Origin of the sequence: Streptomyces sp. NPDC006458 (assembly GCF_040612135.1) — a bacterium.
In the GTDB taxonomy this organism is placed as follows: domain Bacteria; phylum Actinomycetota; class Actinomycetes; order Streptomycetales; family Streptomycetaceae; genus Streptomyces.
On the sequence record NZ_JBEXPR010000011.1, the window covers coordinates 43591 to 62779 of the forward strand.

Below are 19189 nucleotides of genomic sequence, written 5' to 3' on the forward strand. Positions count from 1 at the left end.
CTCATGCCTCCTTCGGGTCGACAGGGCCCGCGACAGGGCCGGCGGGACGGCGGGTGCGGCGCAGCGGCGGCTTGGCGCCCAGGCTCTGCGGGTCGAGGCCGGACCACTTGTGCCCGCCGCCGAAGAACTTCGTCCGGGCGAGGATCGTCATCAGCGGCTTGGTGAAGAAGAAGACCACGACGACGTCGAGCACGGTGGTCAGGCCCAGCGTGAACGCGAATCCCTGGACCTTGCCGACCGTGACGATGAACAGCACCGCGGCGGCCAGGAACGACACGAAGTCGGAGACCAGGATGGTGCGCCGGGCACGCGGCCAGGCACGCTCGACGGCCGGGCGCAGCGAGCGGCCCTCGCGGATCTCGTCCCGGATGCGTTCGAAGTACACGATGAACGAGTCCGCTGTGATACCGATCGCGACGATCGCACCGCAGACCGCGGGCAGGTTCAGCGCGAAGCCGATGGCCGGGCCGAGCAGCGCCATGATCACGTAGGTCAGCGCGGCGGACACCAGCAGCGAGGCGACGGCGACGAGCGACAGGCCCCGGTAGTAGAGGACCAGGTAGATCACGACCAGGGCGAGGCCGATGGCGCCGGCCAGCAGACCCGCGTGCAGCTGGTCGCTGCCGAGCGCGGCCGTGACGGTGGTGACGCTGGACTCCTTGAAGGTCAGCGGGAGCGCACCGTACGACAGCATGTTGGAGAGGTCCTGCGCCTCCTGCTGGGTGAAGCTGCCGGAGATCTCCGCGTTGCCGCCTGAGATGGCCGTACGGACGTACGGGTGCGAGACGACCTCGTCGTCCAGGACGATGGCGAACTCGTTCTGCGGGGAGGGCTTGGTGGCCAGCTCACCCGTGATCTGCGCGAACTTCTTGCCACCGCTGCCGCTGAAGTCCATCGCGACTTTCCAGCCGGCGCCGCTCTGGGTGTCGAGGGTGGCCTGCGCCTTGTCGACCTCGGTGCCATCGACGGCGACCGGGCCGAGCAGGAACTTGGTCCAGCCGCCGTTGTCCTGGCCGCAGGCGATGGTCAGGCTCTCGGGCTTGGCGCCCTGGCCGGCCGTGGCGCGCTGCTTGGCGTCGGCGCAGTTCAGGGCGGCGAACTGGGCCTGAAGCTTGCTGTCGGCGGTGTCGGAGCCGGTGTCCGCCGGGGTGGAGGCGCTCGGGGAGGCGGCGGGCGTGCCGCTCGCGGAGGGCGAGGGGTCGGCCTTCAGCGCCTCGCTGACCACGCGGCCCTGGGAGGTGGCCGATGCCGAGGGGGTGGCCTTGTCGTCACCGCTGCTCGCGGAGGCGCTCGGGGAGGCGCTGCCGGTGGGTGAGGCGCTGGGGCTGCCGCTCGGGCTCGCGCTGGGGGTGGCAGTGCCGCCGGAGGGCGCGCTCTGCAGCAGCGGGCGGAAGTACAGCTTGGCCGTGGTGCCGACCTGCTCACGGGCCTGGGCGGAGTTGGTGCCCTTGGGGATGTTGACGATGATGTTGCGGTCGCCCTGGGTCTGCACCTCCGCCTCGGACACACCCAGACCGTTGACACGGCGGTTCATGATGTCGACCGCGGTGTCCATGTTGGTCTTGTTGATCGCGTTGGGCTGTCCGGGCTCGTTGACCGCGGTCAGCGTGATGCTCGTACCGCCGGCCAGGTCGATACCGAGACGCGGGGTGGTGTGCCCCGCGGCGAACATCCCGCCGGTCAGCGCCACGATGGCGATCAGGATCAGGGCCAGCGAGCGCCCCGGCTTGCTCTGGGCGGTCGCGTTGCGGCCCTTTTTAGGTGCTGCCACCTTCTCGTACTCCCTCTCGGGCCGCCTCGCGCCGGGTCGGCTGGCGGCCATGACATGGTGTCGGGATCCCCAACGAGAGACACGTGTGCCGGGGCGTCCGGGCAGGGCCCGTGCGCCCAGGGACAGGGTTACTTCGCGTCGGAGTCGCCTTCGGTCTTCTTCGGCTCTTCTGCCTTCGCCTCGGCGGCATCGTCGGACGGCTCCTCGTCCGCGTCCTTCTTGCCGAGGTCGACGGACGTCTCGTCGGAGGCGGCGGCAGAGCCGGCGGCGTCGTCGTTCTCGGTGAGGGAGGAGGCGTCGTCCGGGACGATGTCGGACTTCAGGTCGTGCTCGATGCCGTGGACGATGCGGTTGTACTCGTCGTCCGTCAGGACGGCACCGATCGCGTTCTTGGCGAACAGGAGGTCGACGCCCGGCCCGGCGTCGAGGAGGACGGTGTCCTCGTTGACCTCCTTGACCGTGGCGTACATGCCCCCGATCGTGCGGACGCCGGAACCGGGCTGGATCTGGTCCCGCATCTGCACGGCCTGCTGCTGCTTCTTCTTGGCCGACCGAGTCATCAGGATCATGGCCCCGATGAGCACGATGAACGGGAGGAGGGTCACGAGACTCACGGGTCGGAACTTCCTTCACACGACCGCGATGGTGTGCGGCCTGATGGGTGGGGGTATGCATGCCGTCCGACTGGACCGGCATCGGCGGAGTCTAAGCGAGTCCGCGTGCATGGAACAACGCTCAGCATGGCACCAGGGTTCCTGACGTGGCCAATCCCTCGCCATTCCTTCGGTGAGCCGCCACGGATTCCGTTGTCGACCGTGCGTCGATCGCGTGCCGTCACGCCCCGAACAGGTCTTGTTGTCCGTTTCCCGAGCCCGCCGCGCGGGGCGGAGTGAGGCCGAGATGCGCCCACGCGGCAGGCGTCGCGACCCGGCCGCGGGGGGTGCGGGCGAGCAGTCCCTCCCGTACGAGGAAGGGCTCGGCGACCTCTTCGACCGTCTCGCGCTCCTCCCCCACGGCGACGGCGAGCGTGGACAGGCCCACCGGGCCGCCGCCGAACAGCTTCAGCAGGGCCACCAGAACGGCCCGGTCGAGCCGGTCCAGGCCGCGGGCGTCGACCTCGTAGACGGCGAGCGCCGCCGCGGCGATGTCCTTCGTGATCACGCCGTCGGCCTTGACCTGGGCGTAGTCGCGGACGCGGCGCAGCAGGCGGTTGGCGATACGGGGGGTGCCGCGGGAGCGCCCGGCGATCTCGGCGGCGCCGGCGGTGTCGATCTCGACGTCGAGGAGGTGCGCGGAGCGGTGGACGACGCGCTGGAGTTCGGCGGGTTCGTAGAACTCCATGTGCGCGGTGAAGCCGAAGCGGTCGCGCAGCGGGGGCGGCAGCAGACCGGCCCGGGTGGTGGCGCCGACCAGGGTGAAGGGCGGCAGTTCCAGGGGGATGGCGGTGGCGCCGGGGCCCTTGCCGACGATGACGTCGACCCGGAAGTCCTCCATCGCCATGTACAGCATCTCCTCGGCGGGCCGGGACATGCGGTGGATCTCGTCGAGGAAGAGGACCTCGCCCTCCTGGAGGGAGGACAGGATCGCCGCGAGGTCACCGGCGTGCTGGATGGCGGGGCCGGAGGTGATGCGGATGGGGGCGCCCATCTCGGCGGCGATGATCATCGACAGGGTGGTCTTGCCGAGGCCCGGGGCGCCGGAGAGCAGGACGTGGTCGGCGGTGGCGCCGCGCGCGCGGGCGGCGCGCAGCACGAGGTCGAGCTGCTCGCGGACCTTCTCCTGGCCGATGAACTCGCCGAGGTCCTTGGGGCGCAGGGCGGCTTCCACGGCCTGGTCCTCGCGGTCGGCGACGGAGCCCACCAGCCGCTCCTCGGCGGGGGTGTCGGTCGTGTCGTCCCAGTTCATCGATGTGCCTCAAGGGGTGTGGGTCGGCGGGCGCGGGGCGGGGTCAGCGGGGCCGGGCCGGGCTGACCCGGGTTCGGGGTGAGCGGGCGCGGGCCGGGGGAGCCGACGCCGGGGCGGGTCAGCGGGCGCGGTTGAGGGTCTGCAGGGCGGCCTTCAGCAGCTGGCCCACCTGCGGGGTGCCGGCGGCGGCCTCGGCCTGCGGGGCCACGGCGGTCACCGCTTCGTCCGCCTCCCGTGTGGCGTAGCCGAGGCCGATCAGGGCGGCGTGCAGCTGGTCGCGCCAGCCCTGGGTGACCGGGGCGCCGACCACGGGGGCGCCGATCGGCTCGCCGAGGCGGTCCTTCAGCTCCAGCAGCAGCTTCTGGGCGCCCTTCTTGCCGATGCCGGGGACGGCGGTGAGGGCCTTCTCGTCGCCGGTGGCCACGGCTCTGCGCAGGGCGTCGGGCGTGTGCACCGCGAGCATCGCCTGGGCCAGGCGCGGTCCGACGCCGCTCGCGGTCTGGAGCAGCTCGAAGACCTGCCGCTCGTCGTCGTCGGCGAAGCCGTACAGGGTGAGCGAGTCCTCGCGCACGACGAGGGAGGTGTGCAGCTTGGCCGGCTGCCCGAGACGCAGGGCGGACAGCGTGTTCGGCGTGCACTGGACGGCCATGCCGACCCCGCCGACCTCGACGACCGCGGCGTTCGGAGCGAGTGCGGCGACTGTGCCGCTGACGAAGGCGATCATGCCGTACGGCCTTTCGGTGCTTTGGCTGCGTGCAGGGCGACGGCCTGCCGCAGTCGGTTCTGGGCGGGGGCGCGCCAGATGTGGCAGATGGCGAGGGCGAGGGCGTCGGCGGCGTCGGCCGGCTTGGGCGGGGCGTCCAGCCGGAGCAGCCGGGTGACCATGGCTCCGACCTGTGCCTTGTCGGCGCGGCCGCTGCCGGTGACGGCGGCCTTGACCTCGCTGGGGGTGTGCAGGGCGACCGGGATGCCGCGGCGTGCGGCGCACAGCATGGCGACGGCGCTGGCCTGGGCGGTGCCCATCACCGTACGCACGTTGTGCTGGCTGAAGACGCGCTCCACGGCGACGAACTCGGGCCGGTGCTCGTCCAGCCAGGCCTCGATGCCCTGCTCGACGGCCAGGAGGCGGAGGCTGAGCTCGGCGTCCGCGGGCGTGCGGACGACTCCGACGCCGACCATGGTCAGCGGGCGTCCGGCGACGCCTTCGACCACGCCCACCCCGCACCGGGTCAGTCCGGGGTCCACCCCGAGTACGCGCACCTGCGCCCCCCTCCGCCTCGATCGCCTGTTTGGGCAGGCTATCGGGTGCCACTGACAACGCGACGGGCCGACGGGGTGTGTCCCGTCGGCCCGTGAAGCCGGTGCAGCCGGTGAAGCCCGCGGCGGCGTTACGCGTCGACCTTCTCCATGACCTCGTCGCTGACGTCGAAGTTGGCGAAGACGTTCTGCACGTCGTCGCTGTCCTCCAGCGCGTCGATCAGCTTGAAGATCTTCCGGGCGCCGTCCTCGTCCAGTTCGACCTGGACGGACGGCACGAAGCTGGACTCGGCGGAGTCGTAGTCGATGCCGGCCTCCTGGAGGGCGGTGCGGACCACGACCAGGTCGGTGGCCTCGCTGATCACCTCGAAGGTCTCGCCGAGGTCGTTGACCTCCTCGGCGCCCGCATCCAGGACGGCGGTGAGGACGTCGTCCTCGGTCAGCTCGCCCTTGGGAACGATGATGACGCCCTTGCGGCTGAACATGTACGACACGGAGCCCGGGTCGGCCATGTTGCCGCCGTTGCGGGTCATGGCGACGCGGACGTCGGAGGCGGCACGGTTGCGGTTGTCGGTGAGGCACTCGATGAGCACCGCGACACCGTTCGGGCCGTAGCCCTCGTACATGATCGTCTCGTAGTCGGCGCCGCCGGCCTCAAGGCCGCCGCCGCGCTTGATGGCGGAGTCGATGTTCTTGTTCGGCACCGACTGCTTCTTGGCCTTCTGTACGGCGTCGTAAAGCGTCGGGTTGCCTTCCAGGTCGACACCGCCCATGCGGGCCGCGACCTCGACGTTCTTGATCAGCTTCGCGAAGAGCTTGCCGCGCTTGGCGTCGATCACGGCCTTCTTGTGCTTCGTCGTAGCCCATTTAGAGTGGCCGGACATCTGCCTGTCTCCTTCGCGTAACCATCCACATAACGAACGCCAGAGATCCTACAAGGACTGGGCCGTCCTGTTGGCGCGCACCATGTCGACAAAGAGCGAGTGCACGCGATGGTCACCGGTGAGTTCCGGGTGGAACGACGTGGCCAGCGCATTGCCCTGACGGACCGCCACGATGTGCCCGTCGTGTTCGGCGAGCACCTCGGCCGAGGCACCGACGGACTCGACCCAGGGGGCGCGGATGAAGACGCCCTCCACGGGGTCGCCCTCGACTCCTGTGACTGCCACCGCGGCCTCGAAAGACTCGTTCTGCCGCCCGAAGGCGTTGCGGCGCACGATCATGTCGATACCGCCGACGGTCTCCTGGCCCGAGCGCGGGTCGAGGATCTTGTCGGCGAGCATGATCATGCCCGCGCAGGTGCCGTAGACCGGCATTCCGGCCCGCACGCGCGCGCGGAGGGGTTCCATCACACCGAAGAGGACGGCCAGCTTGGAGATGGTGGTGGACTCGCCGCCGGGCAGGACCAGGCCGTCGACCTCGGCGAGTTCTTCGGGGCGCCTGACCGGCCTGGCCACGGCGTCTGCCGCGGCCAGGGCGATGAGGTGCTCCCGTACGTCGCCCTGGAGGGCCAGGACGCCGATGACGGGGGTGTTCATGGGGTCCGTCGCCTTACCAGCCGCGGTTGGCGTAGCGCTCGGCCTCGGGCAGGGTGTCGCAGTTGATGCCGACCATGGCCTCGCCCAGGTCGCGGGAGGCGTCCGCGATGATCTTCGGGTCGTCGTAGAAGGTGGTGGCCTTCACGATGGCGGCGGCGCGCTTGGCCGGGTCGCCGGACTTGAAGATGCCGGAGCCGACGAAGACGCCCTCGGCACCGAGCTGGCGCATCAGCGCGGCGTCGGCCGGGGTGGCCACGCCACCGGCGGAGAACAGCACGACCGGGAGCTTGCCCAGCTCGGCGACCTCGGCGACCAGCTCGTAGGGGGCGCGCAGCTCCTTGGCGGCGGCGTAGAGCTCGTTGTTGTCGAAGCCGCGCAGCTTGGCGATCTCGTTCTTGATCTGGCGCAGGTGGCGCACGGCCTCGACGACGTTGCCGGTGCCGGCCTCGCCCTTGGAGCGGATCATCGCGGCGCCCTCGGCGATGCGGCGCAGGGCCTCGCCCAGGTTGGTGGCACCGCAGACGAAGGGGGTGGTGAAGGCCCACTTGTCGGAGTGGTTGACCTCGTCGGCCGGGGTGAGGACCTCGGACTCGTCGATGTAGTCCACGCCGAGGGACTGCAGGACCTGGGCCTCGACGAAGTGGCCGATGCGGGACTTGGCCATCACCGGGATGGAGACCGCGTTGATGATGCCCTCGATCATGTCCGGGTCGGACATCCGGGCCACGCCGCCGTCCTTGCGGATGTCGGCCGGGACCCGCTCCAGGGCCATGACGGCCACGGCGCCCGCGTCCTCGGCGATCTTCGCCTGCTCCGGCGTGACGACGTCCATGATGACGCCACCCTTGAGCTGCTCGGCCATGCCGCGCTTGACGCGGGCGGTGCCGGTGGCGGGAGCCTGGTTCTCGGTGATGGACACGAGTTCGACCTCACTGATGTGAAAAGCGGGTTTCTGCTGCACCGAGGAAACGTGAACGGAGCAGGCCACAGCAAGGGCCAATGGGAAGTCGGTGGATCGTTTTCGGCCTGAGGTGGGGGCTGCCTGCGGCTTCCGGTGGATCCTGCCGGCCTCTTGCGGTGGATCCTGCCGGCGTCCTCCGGTGGGGGCTGCCGACGTCCTCCGGCGGGTGCTGACTGCGGCCTCCGGTGGGCACTGCCCGCGTCCTCCGGAGTGGGCTGTGCCGGGACGAGTGCCGCTGCGCTTCCGCCGGCCAGGCCAGGCCGGCGGGCCCACGACTGTGCGGCGGGCGGCGGAAACGTCCTGGTCAGGCCATTCGGTCCAGCAGGGCCGTCGGCGGCTCGTCGTCCATCTCGAAGGCCATCGGGAACGGCGCGTGACCGGCCAGCCGGAACCAGCGGACCTTGCGGTGCTCGCGCAGTCTGCGGGCCCCGCCGACGGCGTCGTTGTGGAAGCGGCGGGCCATCGGGACCCGGCGCACCGCCTCGGTCAGCTCACGGGCGGCCGCCTCTCCCCCGGGTGCCGCCCGCACCGCCTCCACCTGCCCCGAGTCCTCGAACACCGCACGCAGCGCCTGGCTCAGCTCGCTCTCGGCGACCTCCCGCTGCTCCTCCTCGGCCTGCCGGGCCCCGTGCGCGGCCTCGTACAGCACGATCGAGGCGGCCGGGTCGAGCACACCCGAGGTGGCCAGTTCCTGGGCCACGGAGGCGCGGCGCAGCAGTTGCGCGTCCAGCGCGGCGCGGGCCGCGTCGATACGGGAGTGCAGACGGTCCAGCCGTCCGGCCGTCCAGCTCAGGTACAGGCCGATGGCCACGAGGGCGACGAGGATCCAGATGAGCGTTGGTGTCACGGGCCGCAAGGCTAGCGTGGCACCCCGGCCACCGGGGGCCACCGCCCCCGGACCGCCGCCCGGCCCGCAGGCTCAGGAGCCGGTCGGTCCCTTGCCGTCCGAGGGCCTGCCGGTCCCTGACCGTCCTGCAAAACCTCTCGATCCCGGCCTGCAAAACCTCACGGTCCCGGCCCACAAACCTCACGGTCCCAGGCCCGTAAACCTCACGGTCGCAGGCCCGTAAACCTCACGGTCGCAGGCCCGTAAACATCTCGGTCCCGGCCCACAAACCTCACGGTCCTCAGCCGGCCGAAGGCCTCTCGGCCCCCGGCCGCCGGAAGACCTGTCAGTCCCTGGCCAGCCCGAACCGAGCCCGCAGCCCCGGACCCGGACCCGGCCCCCGGTCGTCCGCCGCCGCCACCGCGGCCGCGCCCGCCGTCACCGTCTCGTAGACGGACAGGATGTCCGCGGCGACCGTCGACCAGTCGAAGCGCCGCACGTGCGCGCTGCCCCGCTCCCGCAGCGCGGCCCGTCGGTCCGGGTCGGCCAGGAGGCGTACGGCCGCCTCGGCGAGCGCGTCAGCGTCCCCGTTGGCGAACAGCTCACCGGCCGCGCCCTGGTCGAGGACCTGGGCGAAGGCGTCCAGGTCGGAGGCGAGGACGGGCACGCCCGCGGACATCGCCTCGACCAGGATGATGCCGAAGCTCTCACCGCCGGTGTTGGGCGCGACGTACACGTCGACGCTGCGCAGGAAGCGCGCCTTGTCCTCGTCGCTGATCATGCCGAGGAACTCCACGCGCGCGTGCAGCTCGGACGGCAGCTGGGCCAGGGCCGCCTCCTCGTCGCCGCGCCCGGCGATCAGCAGCCGCGCCTTCGGGTCCTCGGCGAAGATCCGCGGCAGGGCCTTCATCAGCACGGGCAGCCCCTTGCGGGGCTCGTCGATGCGGCCCATGAAGCCGAGCGTCCCGCCCTGCCACTCCGGCTTGGGCTCGGCCTTGGCGAAGAAGTCGACGTCGACGCCGTTGGGGATGACCACCGCGTCGCCGCCCAGGTGCTCGACCAGGGTGCGGCGGGCGTACTCGCTGACCGCGATCCGGGCGCTGATCTTCTCCAGCGCGGCCTGGAGGATCGAGTACGCGGCGATCATCGCCTTGGAGCGCGGGTTGGAGGTGTGGAAGGTGGCCACCATGGGCCCCTGCGCGGCCCAGCAGGTCAGCAGGCCCAGCGACGGCGAGGTCGGCTCGTGGATGTGGACCACGTCGAACGCGCCGTCGTGCAGCCAGCGGCGGACCCGGGCCGCCGACAGGAAGCCGAAGTTCAGCCGGGCAACCGAGCCGTTGTAGGGCACGGGGACCGCGCGGCCCGCGGAGACGACGTACGGCGGCAGCGGGGTGTCGTCGTCGGCCGGCGCCAGGACGGACACCTCGTGGCCCGTGCGGATGAAGTATTCGGCGAGGTCGCGGATGTGGAACTGGACGCCGCCGGGGACGTCCCAGGAGTACGGGCAGACGATGCCGATCCTCACAGCGACCCCTTCGCCGGATCGCTGCCCGGGGTGACCGGGTCCGTGCCCAGGTTCGCCGGGCCGGTGTCCGGGCCGGCCGCCGGATCCAGGTCGGCGAGCCACAGCCGCTGCAGCATGTGCCAGTCCTCCGGATGGTTCGCGATGCCCGAGGCGAAGGCGTCGGCCAGGGCCTGTGTCATGACGGACGTCTTCTCGGGCCGCGTACCTGACTCGGGCACCTCGACCGGCGGATGCACCCGGCCCCGGAGCACGGGCGAGTCGTCGTACCAGAGCGTCACGGGCAGCAGCAGCGCGCCCGTCTGCTGGGCGAGCAGGGCGGGTCCGGCGGGCATCCGGGCGGTCTCGCCGAAGAAGTCCACCTCGACGCCGGAGGCCGACAGGTCGCGGTCCGCCACCAGGCAGACCAGGCCGCCGTCGCGCAGGCGGCGGGCCAGCGTGCCGAAGGCGGAGCCGCCGCTGTGCGGCAAAACCTCCATGCCGAGGCCCTCGCGGTAGGCGACGAAACGGTCGTAGAGCGACTCGGGCTTCAGCCGCTCGGCGACGGTCGTGAAGGGGGTCTCCAGCTTGGTGGTGACCCAGGCGCCGGCCAGGTCCCAGTTGCCCAGGTGGGGCAGCGCGAGGACGACGCCCCGGCCGGAGGCGAGTCCGTCGGTGAGGTGGTGCACGTCCTTGGGGTCGAAGCCGTTCCTGACCCGCTCGGCGCTCCAGGCGGGCAGCCGGAAGGACTCCATCCAGTAACGCAGGTACGAACGCATGCCCGCACGGGACAGCTCGGCCAGCCGCTCGGGGGTCGCGTCGGGGACCACGCGCGCGTAGTTGCTCTCCAGGCGCAGCACGCCCTTGCCGCGTCGCTTCCAGGCCAGGTCGGCGACGGCGTTGCCGAGGCGCACGGCGACCGGCTCGGGGAGCTTCTTGACCGTGCTCCAGCCGATCCCGTACAGCGCGTCGGTCAGACGCTCGGAAGCGCTCACTTCGCCGCCTCACTCCCCTGGGAGGCATCCTCGGCGTTCTCCCGCGCGGCCGCGGCCTCTGCCTCGGCGGACTCCCGGCGTACGGTCACCACGCGCTGGATCAGCGTGACCAGGCTGCCCACCGCGACCACCCACAGGGCGATCGGCAGCAGGACGTCGATGCCCGGCACACCGAAGGCGCTCAGGCCCGCGAGCCCGGCCGCGACCAGGGAGATCACCAGGCGCTCGGCGCGCTCGACCAGGCCGTTGACGGCCACCGGCAGGCCGATCGACTCGCCGCGGGCCTTGGTGTACGACACCACTTGCCCGCTGGCCAGACAGAAGATCGACACCGCGCACAGCACGTTGTCGTGGCCGTTGCCCGCGTACCAGAGGGCGAACCCGCCGAAGATCGCGCTGTCCGCGACCCGGTCCAGCGTGGAGTCCAGGAAGGCGCCCCAGCGGCTGGAGCGGCCGAGCTGGCGGGCCATGTTGCCGTCGACCAGGTCCGAGAACACGAACAGTGTGATCACGATCGTGCCCCAGAAGAACTCGCCCCGGGGGAAGAACACCAGCGCGCCAGCGACCACACCGGCGGTGCCGATCAGCGTGACCGTGTCGGGGCTCACACCCCTGCGGATCAGAAACGCGGCGAACGGCGTGAGGACACGCGTGAAGAATGCACGCGCGTACTTGTTCAGCATGGCCTTCCCGAGGGTCGCTGCGCCGCGCGGCCCTGCTGGCCACCGGCTGGCCCATCGTAGCCAGGCGTTCGCGTGGACGACCTACGGGCACCCACAGCCGTCCGCCGGATCCGGCGGATGGCCCGCAACATACCGGAGGCCCCCGGTTCGCGTCGCTCGTATGGACGCACCGTGACGGGAGTGGAAAGCTCGAAGGACCGCGGGCGTCGCCGGAGCCGCCAGTGCACGCGGTCCCGCGTGTCCGCGCCCCCAACGACCTCACCGTGCACGGGAGGCAAGCCATGGGCGACAAGGCGCACACACACCCCGGGGCCGCCGGCAGGGCAGTGGCGGCCGACCACCCCGCGTCCGTACGGAATGTGGTGCTGGTCGGCCACTCCGGATCGGGCAAGACCACATTGGTCGAGGCCCTCGCACTGACAGCGGGGGCGGTGAACCGGGCGGGCCGCGTGGAGGACGGCGGCACCGTCTCCGACTACGACGACATCGAGCACCGGCAGCAGCGCTCGGTACAGCTCTCCCTGGTGCCCGTCGAATGGGACGGCATCAAGATCAACCTACTGGACACCCCCGGATACGCCGACTTCGTCGGGGAACTGCGGGCCGGTCTGCGAGCGGCGGACGCGGCCCTTTTCGTCGTCTCGGCGTCGGACGGCGTGGACGGCTCGACCCGCATGGTGTGGGAGGAGTGCGCGGCCGTCGGCATGCCCCGCGCCATCGTCGTCACGCACCTGGAAGCCGCACGCGCGGACCTGGAGCAGATGACCGGGGTGTGCGCGCAGGCCTTCGGCGGCGACGACCCCGACGCCGTGCTGCCGCTCTACCTGCCGCTGCACGGGCCGCAGGCCCCGGACGGGCACGCGCCCGTGACCGGCCTGATCGGGCTGCTGTCGCAGAAACTCTTCGACTACTCCGGCGGGGACCGGGTGGAGTCGGAGCCCGGCGAGGAGGAACTGCCGCTGATCGAGGAGGCCCGCAACCGGCTCATCGAGGGCATCATCGCCGAGAGCGAGGACGAGACCCTCATGGACCGCTACGTCGGCGGCGAGCCCATCGACGTCAAGACGCTGATCGAGGACCTGGAGCGGGCGGTCGCCCGCGGCTCCTTCTTCCCCGTGCTGGCCGCCGCGCCCGCCACCGACGGCGCCCGCCAGGGCCTCGGCACGGTCGAGCTGCTGGAACTGATCACCCGCGGCTTCCCGACCCCCCTGGAACGCCGGACGCCCTCGGTCACCACACCCGACGGCAGGCCCCGCGACCTCACCGTCTGCGACCCCTCCGGGCCCCTGGTCGCCGAGGTCGTCAAGACCGCCTCCGACCCCTACGTCGGCCGCGTCTCCCTGGTCCGCGTCTTCTCCGGCACCCTGCGCCCCGACGAGACCGTGCATGTCTCCGGACACGGCCTGGCCGACCGCGGGCACGAGGACCACGACGTCGACGAACGCGTCGGTGCCCTGTCCACCCCCTTCGGCAAGCAGCAGCGCCCGGTCGGCCACGCCGTCGCCGGCGACCTGGCCTGCGTGGCCAAGCTGAACCGCGCGGAGACCGGCGACACCCTCTCCGCCAAGAACGACCCGCTGTTGATGGAGCCCTGGCAGATGCCCGACCCGCTGCTGCCGATCGCCATCCAGGCGCACAGCAAACCCGACGAGGACAAACTGTCCCAGGGCCTGTCCCGGCTCGCCGCCGAGGACCCCACCATGCGGCTCGAACAGAACCAGGACACCCACCAGGTCGTCCTGTGGTGCCTGGGCGAGGCACACGCCGACGTCGCCCTGGAACGGCTGCGCAACCGCTACGGCGTCCAGGTCGACGTCGTCGCGCACCGGGTGCCGCTGCGCGAGACCTTCGCCACGAAGTCCGGCGGACGCGGCCGGCACGTCAAACAGTCCGGCGGACACGGCCAGTTCGCCATCTGCGAGATCGAGGTCGAACCCCTGCCCGGCGGCTCCGGCGTCGAGTTCGTCGACAAGGTCGTCGGCGGCGCGGTGCCCCGGCAGTTCATCCCCTCCGTGGAGAAGGGCGTACGCGCCCAGGCCGCCCGGGGCCTCGCCTCCGGCCACCCCCTGGTCGACGTACGGATCACCCTGCTCGACGGCAAGGCCCACTCGGTGGACTCCTCCGACGCCGCGTTCCAGACGGCCGGCGCGCTCGCCCTGCGGGAGGCCGCGGCCGAGGCCAGGATCCATCTGCTGGAACCGGTCGCCGAGGTGAGCGTCCTGGTCGGCGACGAGTACGTGGGCGCCGTCATGAGCGACCTGTCCGGACGCCGCGGCCGCGTTCTCGGCACCGAACAGACCAGCGGCGGCCGGACCGTCGTACGCGCAGAGGTCCCGGAGATCGAGATCGGCCGCTACTCCGTCGACCTGCGCTCCCTCTCCCACGGCACCGCCCGCTTCGACCGCGCCTACGCCCGCCACGAACCCATGCCCCCGCAGGTCGCCGAGCGGCTGCGCCAACTGGAGAAGGAGGCCTCGTAGTTGGGGTGGCGCACCGCCAAGTGACCGCGACCGGACGGCTTTGCGTCGTGTCGGCGGCCGGCTTCGGCCGTCCGCCGACACGAATGCACGCCTGCGGATACGCTGATCACCTGATCAACAGGTGTGCGCGGCGCGGAAGTCGGGAAGGCCGCAGAAGCGAACCATGAGCGGCATTGGGGGGCGGGAATGACCGTTGGCAGCGGTTACGCGGACACCTTCGGACCACAGGTGCCGCGCACCGGCGACGAGGGCCAGACGGCGACCTTCGCGCTGGCCTCCGCGGCCTACCGGGACAGCCCGATGGACGACATCAAGAAAGCGGACAACGACTGGCACCAGTCGGCCGTCAAGGCGGGCCGCAAATGGGCCGCGATCTTCCGGCCCAATCTCGGCGAGGCGTTCTCGCGCGCGGTCGTCGACCGCATGCTCGGCAGCGGCCGCAACCCGCTGATCCAGTCCTTCGGCACCGAGCCCCAGGTGGTCGTCGAGCACTGCCTGGCCGCCAACCGCATCCGCCGCGAGCGCGACAACCGCCTCACCGCGATCAGCGTCGTGTGCGGACTCCTCTTCCTGCCCGGCTTCCTGATGTGGCTGCTGGTGTTCCAGTTGCGCGCCACCGTCGACAAGCGCGACGACAAGCGGGCCTCCGCGCTCGCCACCGCCCTGCTCGTCGGCGTCGGCGTCGTCGCCGTGATCGCCCTGCTCCGGCTGCCCTTCGACGGCTTCTGGGGCTGGTACGCGCGCGCGGCCGTGATCATGCCGGTGCTCGGCTGGTTCTTCGCCCGCCGGATCTGCGAGTCCACCGCGCGCGACCTGCGCGGGCGCTGGGACAGTCTGCTGTCCGGCAGCAGCGTGGGCGCCAAGGTCCCCGAGGCCGTACCCAGCAGCCCGCGCGAGACGGCCGCCGAACAACTGCGCCAGTCCCTGGCCCGGCTCAGCGCCGAGCAGCAGTCCAACTCCGTCTTCTACGCCGGACCCAAGGGCGTCCTCGGCATGGGCACCCGATGGGGCGCCTGGCAGCTCGCCGAGGAACTGGTCCCCGCCGACGCCGACCGCGAGATCCACCCGTTCCGCAGCTGGGACGTCGTCCGCTCCATCCACGACCAGCTGCGCATGCTGGAACGCGGCCCGCTGAACACCGGCGGCTTCCCCGCCCCCTCCATACGCCACTGGATCGTCAGCCCCGTCGGCGAGAACGCCAAGGCCGTCTCCCGGCCCGACGGCACCGACGTGGAGGCCTACCAGGTCAAGCCGCACGCGATACAGGACATCTGCAACAAGCAGCAGTTCGGCGCGGGCGACCGCCACTACCTCGGCGTCCAGTGGACCCTGTGGGACGGCCAGCTGGTCATCACCATGCTGATCACCGTCACCGTGCTGCACGCGACGCTGCGCATCGAGGTCACCGGCCACGCCCTGGGCCCGGTGAACCCCCTGTTCACCGCCAAGCCGGAGGCCCCCACCAAGCAGGTCACCAAGTCCTTCAAGCCCTGGGAGAGCCGCACGGTCAACCTGCCGCTCGTCACCACGAACGAGGTCGTACGCCTCGCCGTCCGCGCCCCGCTGACCTGGTACCCGCCGCTGCTGAACTGGCTCGGCGGCTCGATCGGCCTCCCCGAGCCCTTCGGCCTGCGGCACGCCTGGGCCGACCAGCCCTGGCGGCACCGCTTCATGGCCGACGACGCGCTGCGCGCGGCCACGCCCGTGCTGCGCGTGGTGCACTCGGCGGCCATCAAGGTCCTCGCGGAGAACGGCGTGGACACCGAGAAGTTCGGCTCGCGCTCGTCGTTCCTCAGCACCGCCGTCCAGGACGCCTCACCGCGCAAGGCCGACCTCTACGACGCGTGAGGGGCCCCTCCGAAGAGGAGCCCCCACGTCATCCCGGCCCGCCGATCAGGCGGGCCAGGCGTCCGCCAGCATCTTGCGGGTGTCCGCCAGCAGCTGTGGCAGCACCTTGGTGTGACCGACGACGGGCATGAAATTGGTGTCACCGCCCCAGCGCGGAACGATGTGCTGGTGCAGATGCGCGGCGATGCCGGCGCCCGCCACCGTCCCCTGGTTCATGCCGATGTTGAAGCCGTGCGCACCCGAGGCCACCCGCAGGGCCACCATCGCCTGCTTGGTCAGCGCGGCGAGCTCCTCGGTCTCCGCGTCGGTGAGATCGGTGTAGTCGGCGACGTGCCGGTAGGGCACCGTCATCAGATGACCGCCGTTGTACGGGTACAGGTTCAGCACCGCGTACACGTGCTCACCCCGCTTGACGATCAGCCCGTCCTCGTCCGACTTGGCCGGGATCGAGCAGAAGGGACAGCCGTCGTCGGCCCCGGGGCCGGTCGGCTTGTTCTCACCCTGGATGTAGGCCATCCGATGGGGCGTCCACAGGCGCTGGAAGGCATCCTGGGTCCCCACTCCGATCTGCTGTTCCGGCTCACTCGTCATGCCATGCAGCATATGGCTTCGCCCGTTCGGGGCGTGTCGCCGGGGCGACGTCGGGGCTTCCACCGGCCAAGCTTGGCCGGTGGACGACGACAGCCCCTACGCCCGCTGGGAGCAGCGCACCGAGATCCCGCTGTTCCTGGCCTCGCTGCTCTTCCTGGCCGCCTATGCCGCGCGCGTTCTCGCGGTGAGCATGCCGTCCTTCTGGAAGGACGTGTGCGGGTACACGATGCTCGCGCTCTGGATGATTTTCGCCCTGGACTACGTGATTCACTGGCGCCTCAGCGGGCAGCGCTTCCCCCGCTTCGTCAGGACGCACTTCCTGCACACTGTCGTGGTCCTCCTGCCGCTGCTGAGACCGCTGCGGATCGTTCCGCTCTACGACGTCATCCAGCGTCGGCAGGGGGAGCCCCGGCTCTCCCTGCACGCGCGCGTGATCGCCTACGCCAGTCTGTCGACGCTGCTCCTCGGCTTCGCCGGTGCCCTAGCCGTCTTCCAGCAGGAACGCGGCGCCCCCGGAGCGACCATGAAGTCGTTCGGGGACGCCGTGTGGTGGGCCGCCGAGACGCTCAGCACGGTCGGCTACGGCGACATCACGCCGGTGACCACGGGTGGCCGGGTGATCGCGACGGGGATGATGGCGGGCGGCCTGGCCCTGCTCGGCGCGGTGACGGGATCGTTCTCGTCGTGGCTTCTGCAGATCTTCTCCCGCGAGAGCGACAAGAGGCCCCCGGGGTCAACCCCGGGGGCCTGAACCCCGCGTGTGGGGGAGCACTCTCGCCGACCCCAAGACGACGAGGGGTACGGCGGAACACCCCCGCGTCTGCGGGGAAGGGATCACACCTGAACGCGACGCTCCACGACATCGACGAGCTTCGCCAGCGCCTCGTCACGCGGGATGCCGTTCTCCTGCGAACCGTCGCGGTAGCGGAACGACACCGTGCCCGCGTTCATGTCCTCGTCACCGACGATGATCATGAACGGCGTCTTCTGCTTCTGGGCGTTCCTGATCTTCTTCTGCATGCGGTCCGAGGACGAGTCCACCTCGACCCGCAGCCCCTTCTTCTTCGCCTCGGCGGCGAACTTCTCCAGGTACTCCACGTGCGCGTCGCCGATCGGGATGCCGACCGCCTGCACCGGCGCGAGCCACGCCGGGAAGGCGCCCGCGTAGTGCTCCAGGAGCACCGCGAAGAACCGCTCGATGGAGCCGAACAGCGCTCGGTGGATCATGACCGGACGCTGCTTGGTGCCGTCGGCGGAGGTGTACTCCAGGTCGAACCGCTCGGGCAGGTTGAAGTCGAGCTGGATCGTCGACATCTGCCAGGTGCGGCCGATCGCGTCCTTGGCCTGGACGGAGATCTTCGGTCCGTAGAAGGCGGCGCCGCCCGGGTCGGGGACCAGGGGCAGCCCCTGCTTCTCGGCGACCTCGCGCAGGGTCTCGGTCGCCTCGGTCCACGCCTCGTCCGAGCCGACGAACTTCGTCTCGTCCTTGGTGGACAGCTCCAGGTAGAAGTCGGTCAGACCGTAGTCCCGCAGCAGGCCGAGCACGAAGGTGAGCGTCTTGTCGAGCTCCTCAGACATCTGCTCACGGGTGCAGTAGATGTGCGCGTCGTCCTGTGTGAAGCCGCGCGCGCGGGTCAGGCCGTGCACGACGCCCGACTTCTCGTACCGGTACACGGTGCCGAACTCGAACAGGCGCAGCGGCAGTTCACGGTACGAACGCCCGCGCGCGTCGAAGATCAGGTTGTGCATCGGGCAGTTCATGGGCTTGAGGTAGTAGTCCACGCCCTCGTCGAGCTGCATGGGCGGGTACATGCCCTCGGCGTACCAGTCGAGGTGCCCGGACGTCTCGAAGAGCTTCCCCTTCGTCGCGTGCGGGGTGTAGACGAACTCGTAGCCTTCCTCTTCGTGCCTCGCCCGCGAGTAGTCCTCCATGACCCGGCGGACGATGCCGCCCTTGGGGTGGAAGACGGCGAGGCCGGAGCCGATCTGCTCCGGGATGGAGAACAGGTCGAGCTCGTTGCCCAGCCTGCGGTGGTCGCGCTTCTCGGCCTCGGCGAGGAAGTCGAGGTACGCCTTCAGCTCGTCCTTGGAGGGCCACGCGGTCCCGTAGATGCGCTGGAGCATCGGATTGCGCTCGCTGCCGCGCCAGTAGGCGGCCGCGTTGCGCATCAGCTTGAACGCCGGGATGAGGCGGGTCGAGGGCAGGTGGGGACCGCGGCAGAGGTCTCGCCAGCACAGCTCGCCGGTCTTGGCGTCCAGGTTGTCGTAGATCGTCAGCTCGCCGGCGCCGACCTCGACGTCCGCGCCGTCGTCGCTGGAGGCGGAGCCCTTGAGACCGATCAGCTCCAGCTTGTAGGGCTCGTCCGCCAGTTCCTCGCGGGCGGCGTCGTCGGTGACGACACGGCGGGCGAACTTCTGCCCGCGCTTCTGGATCTCCTGCATCTTCTTCTCGATGGCCTTGAGATCCTCGGGCGTGAATGGCTTCTCGACGTCGAAGTCGTAGTAGAAGCCGTCCTTGACGGGCGGGCCGATGCCCAGCTTGGCCTCGGGGAAGAGCTCCTGCACGGCCTGGGCCATCACATGCGCGGTGGAGTGGCGCAGGATGCCCAGGCCGTCCTCGGAGGTGATCTCGACGCCCTCGACGGTCTCGCCGTCGAGCAGCACGTAGGTGAGGTCCTTCAGCTCGCCGCCCACCCGCGCGGCGATGATCGAGCGCTCGCCGGCGAAGAGGTCGGCCGCCGTAGTGCCCGTCGTCACCGTGCGCTCTTCCCGCTCGGAATCGCGTTGGATGATCACACGGACGTCTGACACCGGTCTCTCCTGACTGAAGGGG

Annotated in this window: 17 protein-coding genes; 3 read left to right on the top strand and 14 right to left on the bottom strand. The window is 70.8% G+C overall.

What is annotated here, in order from left to right; all coding sequences use genetic code 11:
- Position 1: 1 nt before the first annotated feature.
- From secD to pgsA, 12 genes are all read right to left on the bottom strand, one after another.
- Positions 2-1771 (bottom strand): protein translocase subunit SecD, encoded by a 1770-nt coding sequence (gene secD / locus ABZZ79_RS16755; protein ID WP_356689673.1) that lies wholly within the window; start codon positions 1769-1771, stop codon positions 2-4.
- A gap of 128 nt (positions 1772-1899) precedes the next feature.
- The gene (gene yajC / locus ABZZ79_RS16760) at positions 1900-2385 is read right to left on the bottom strand and encodes a preprotein translocase subunit YajC (RefSeq protein ID WP_356689674.1); all 486 of its coding nucleotides are present in this window, start codon (positions 2383-2385) and stop codon (positions 1900-1902) included.
- Between the two features lie 220 nt (positions 2386-2605).
- Positions 2606-3676: a Holliday junction branch migration DNA helicase RuvB gene (ruvB, locus tag ABZZ79_RS16765; protein ID WP_356689675.1), complete on the bottom strand. Its 1071-nt coding sequence runs from the start codon at positions 3674-3676 to the stop codon at positions 2606-2608.
- Between the two features lie 118 nt (positions 3677-3794).
- Positions 3795-4400, bottom strand: coding sequence for a Holliday junction branch migration protein RuvA (ruvA, locus tag ABZZ79_RS16770; protein ID WP_356689676.1), 606 nt, complete (start codon positions 4398-4400; stop codon positions 3795-3797).
- A complete protein-coding gene (ruvC, locus tag ABZZ79_RS16775; protein ID WP_356689677.1) occupies positions 4397-4936 on the bottom strand; it encodes a crossover junction endodeoxyribonuclease RuvC in 540 nt (179 codons plus the stop codon). The genes ruvA and ruvC overlap by 4 nt, the downstream gene beginning before the upstream one ends.
- A gap of 128 nt (positions 4937-5064) precedes the next feature.
- A complete protein-coding gene (locus ABZZ79_RS16780; protein WP_356689678.1) occupies positions 5065-5817 on the bottom strand; it encodes a YebC/PmpR family DNA-binding transcriptional regulator in 753 nt (250 codons plus the stop codon).
- A gap of 48 nt (positions 5818-5865) precedes the next feature.
- On the bottom strand, positions 5866-6471 hold the full coding sequence (gene pdxT / locus ABZZ79_RS16785) for a pyridoxal 5'-phosphate synthase glutaminase subunit PdxT (RefSeq protein WP_356689679.1): 606 nt from the start codon (positions 6469-6471) through the stop codon (positions 5866-5868).
- A 13-nt stretch (positions 6472-6484) separates the two neighbouring features.
- Positions 6485-7390, bottom strand: coding sequence for a pyridoxal 5'-phosphate synthase lyase subunit PdxS (gene pdxS, locus ABZZ79_RS16790; protein ID WP_356689842.1), 906 nt, complete (start codon positions 7388-7390; stop codon positions 6485-6487).
- 346 nt (positions 7391-7736) lie between these two features.
- The gene (locus ABZZ79_RS16795; RefSeq protein ID WP_356689680.1) at positions 7737-8279 is read right to left on the bottom strand and encodes a hypothetical protein; all 543 of its coding nucleotides are present in this window, start codon (positions 8277-8279) and stop codon (positions 7737-7739) included.
- A gap of 325 nt (positions 8280-8604) precedes the next feature.
- On the bottom strand, positions 8605-9783 hold the full coding sequence (locus tag ABZZ79_RS16800) for a glycosyltransferase family 4 protein (RefSeq protein WP_356689681.1): 1179 nt from the start codon (positions 9781-9783) through the stop codon (positions 8605-8607).
- Positions 9780-10754, bottom strand: a complete 975-nt coding sequence (locus ABZZ79_RS16805) for a phosphatidylinositol mannoside acyltransferase (RefSeq protein WP_356689682.1) — start codon at positions 10752-10754, stop codon at positions 9780-9782. Before ABZZ79_RS16805 ends, ABZZ79_RS16800 begins: the two co-directional genes overlap by 4 nt.
- Entirely contained in the window at positions 10751-11437 is a 687-nt protein-coding gene (gene pgsA / locus ABZZ79_RS16810; RefSeq protein ID WP_356689683.1) for a phosphatidylinositol phosphate synthase, read from the bottom strand. The genes ABZZ79_RS16805 and pgsA overlap by 4 nt, the downstream gene beginning before the upstream one ends.
- Before the next feature lie 281 nt (positions 11438-11718).
- On the opposite strand from pgsA, the gene ABZZ79_RS16815 reads away from it, so the two are divergent.
- Both ABZZ79_RS16815 and ABZZ79_RS16820 read left to right on the top strand, forming a co-directional pair.
- The gene (locus ABZZ79_RS16815) at positions 11719-13917 is read left to right on the top strand and encodes an elongation factor G-like protein EF-G2 (protein WP_356689684.1); all 2199 of its coding nucleotides are present in this window, start codon (positions 11719-11721) and stop codon (positions 13915-13917) included.
- A 186-nt stretch (positions 13918-14103) separates the two neighbouring features.
- Positions 14104-15765 (top strand): hypothetical protein, encoded by a 1662-nt coding sequence (locus ABZZ79_RS16820; RefSeq protein ID WP_356689685.1) that lies wholly within the window; start codon positions 14104-14106, stop codon positions 15763-15765.
- A gap of 45 nt (positions 15766-15810) precedes the next feature.
- Here ABZZ79_RS16820 and ABZZ79_RS16825 read toward each other — a convergent pair whose 3' ends face one another.
- On the bottom strand, positions 15811-16368 hold the full coding sequence (locus ABZZ79_RS16825; protein ID WP_356689686.1) for an HIT domain-containing protein: 558 nt from the start codon (positions 16366-16368) through the stop codon (positions 15811-15813).
- 67 nt (positions 16369-16435) lie between these two features.
- On the opposite strand from ABZZ79_RS16825, the gene ABZZ79_RS16830 reads away from it, so the two are divergent.
- Positions 16436-17107: a potassium channel family protein gene (locus ABZZ79_RS16830; RefSeq protein WP_356689687.1), complete on the top strand. Its 672-nt coding sequence runs from the start codon at positions 16436-16438 to the stop codon at positions 17105-17107.
- 83 nt (positions 17108-17190) lie between these two features.
- Here ABZZ79_RS16830 and thrS read toward each other — a convergent pair whose 3' ends face one another.
- Positions 17191-19167, bottom strand: a complete 1977-nt coding sequence (gene thrS / locus ABZZ79_RS16835) for a threonine--tRNA ligase (RefSeq protein ID WP_356689688.1) — start codon at positions 19165-19167, stop codon at positions 17191-17193.
- Positions 19168-19189 lie beyond the last annotated feature (22 nt).

Excerpts from the sequence above, each read along its gene's own strand:
- ruvB (WP_356689675.1), bottom strand. The coding sequence starts at position 3,676 with ATGAACTGGGACGACACGACCGACACCCCCGCCGAGGAGCGGCTGGTG.
- ruvA (WP_356689676.1), bottom strand. The coding sequence starts at position 4,400 with ATGATCGCCTTCGTCAGCGGCACAGTCGCCGCACTCGCTCCGAACGCC.
- ABZZ79_RS16780 (WP_356689678.1), bottom strand. The coding sequence starts at position 5,817 with ATGTCCGGCCACTCTAAATGGGCTACGACGAAGCACAAGAAGGCCGTG.
- pdxT (WP_356689679.1), bottom strand. The coding sequence starts at position 6,471 with ATGAACACCCCCGTCATCGGCGTCCTGGCCCTCCAGGGCGACGTACGG.
- pgsA (WP_356689683.1), bottom strand. The coding sequence starts at position 11,437 with ATGCTGAACAAGTACGCGCGTGCATTCTTCACGCGTGTCCTCACGCCG.
- ABZZ79_RS16815 (WP_356689684.1), top strand. The coding sequence starts at position 11,719 with ATGGGCGACAAGGCGCACACACACCCCGGGGCCGCCGGCAGGGCAGTG.
- ABZZ79_RS16820 (WP_356689685.1), top strand. The coding sequence starts at position 14,104 with ATGACCGTTGGCAGCGGTTACGCGGACACCTTCGGACCACAGGTGCCG.
- ABZZ79_RS16825 (WP_356689686.1), bottom strand. The coding sequence starts at position 16,368 with ATGCTGCATGGCATGACGAGTGAGCCGGAACAGCAGATCGGAGTGGGG.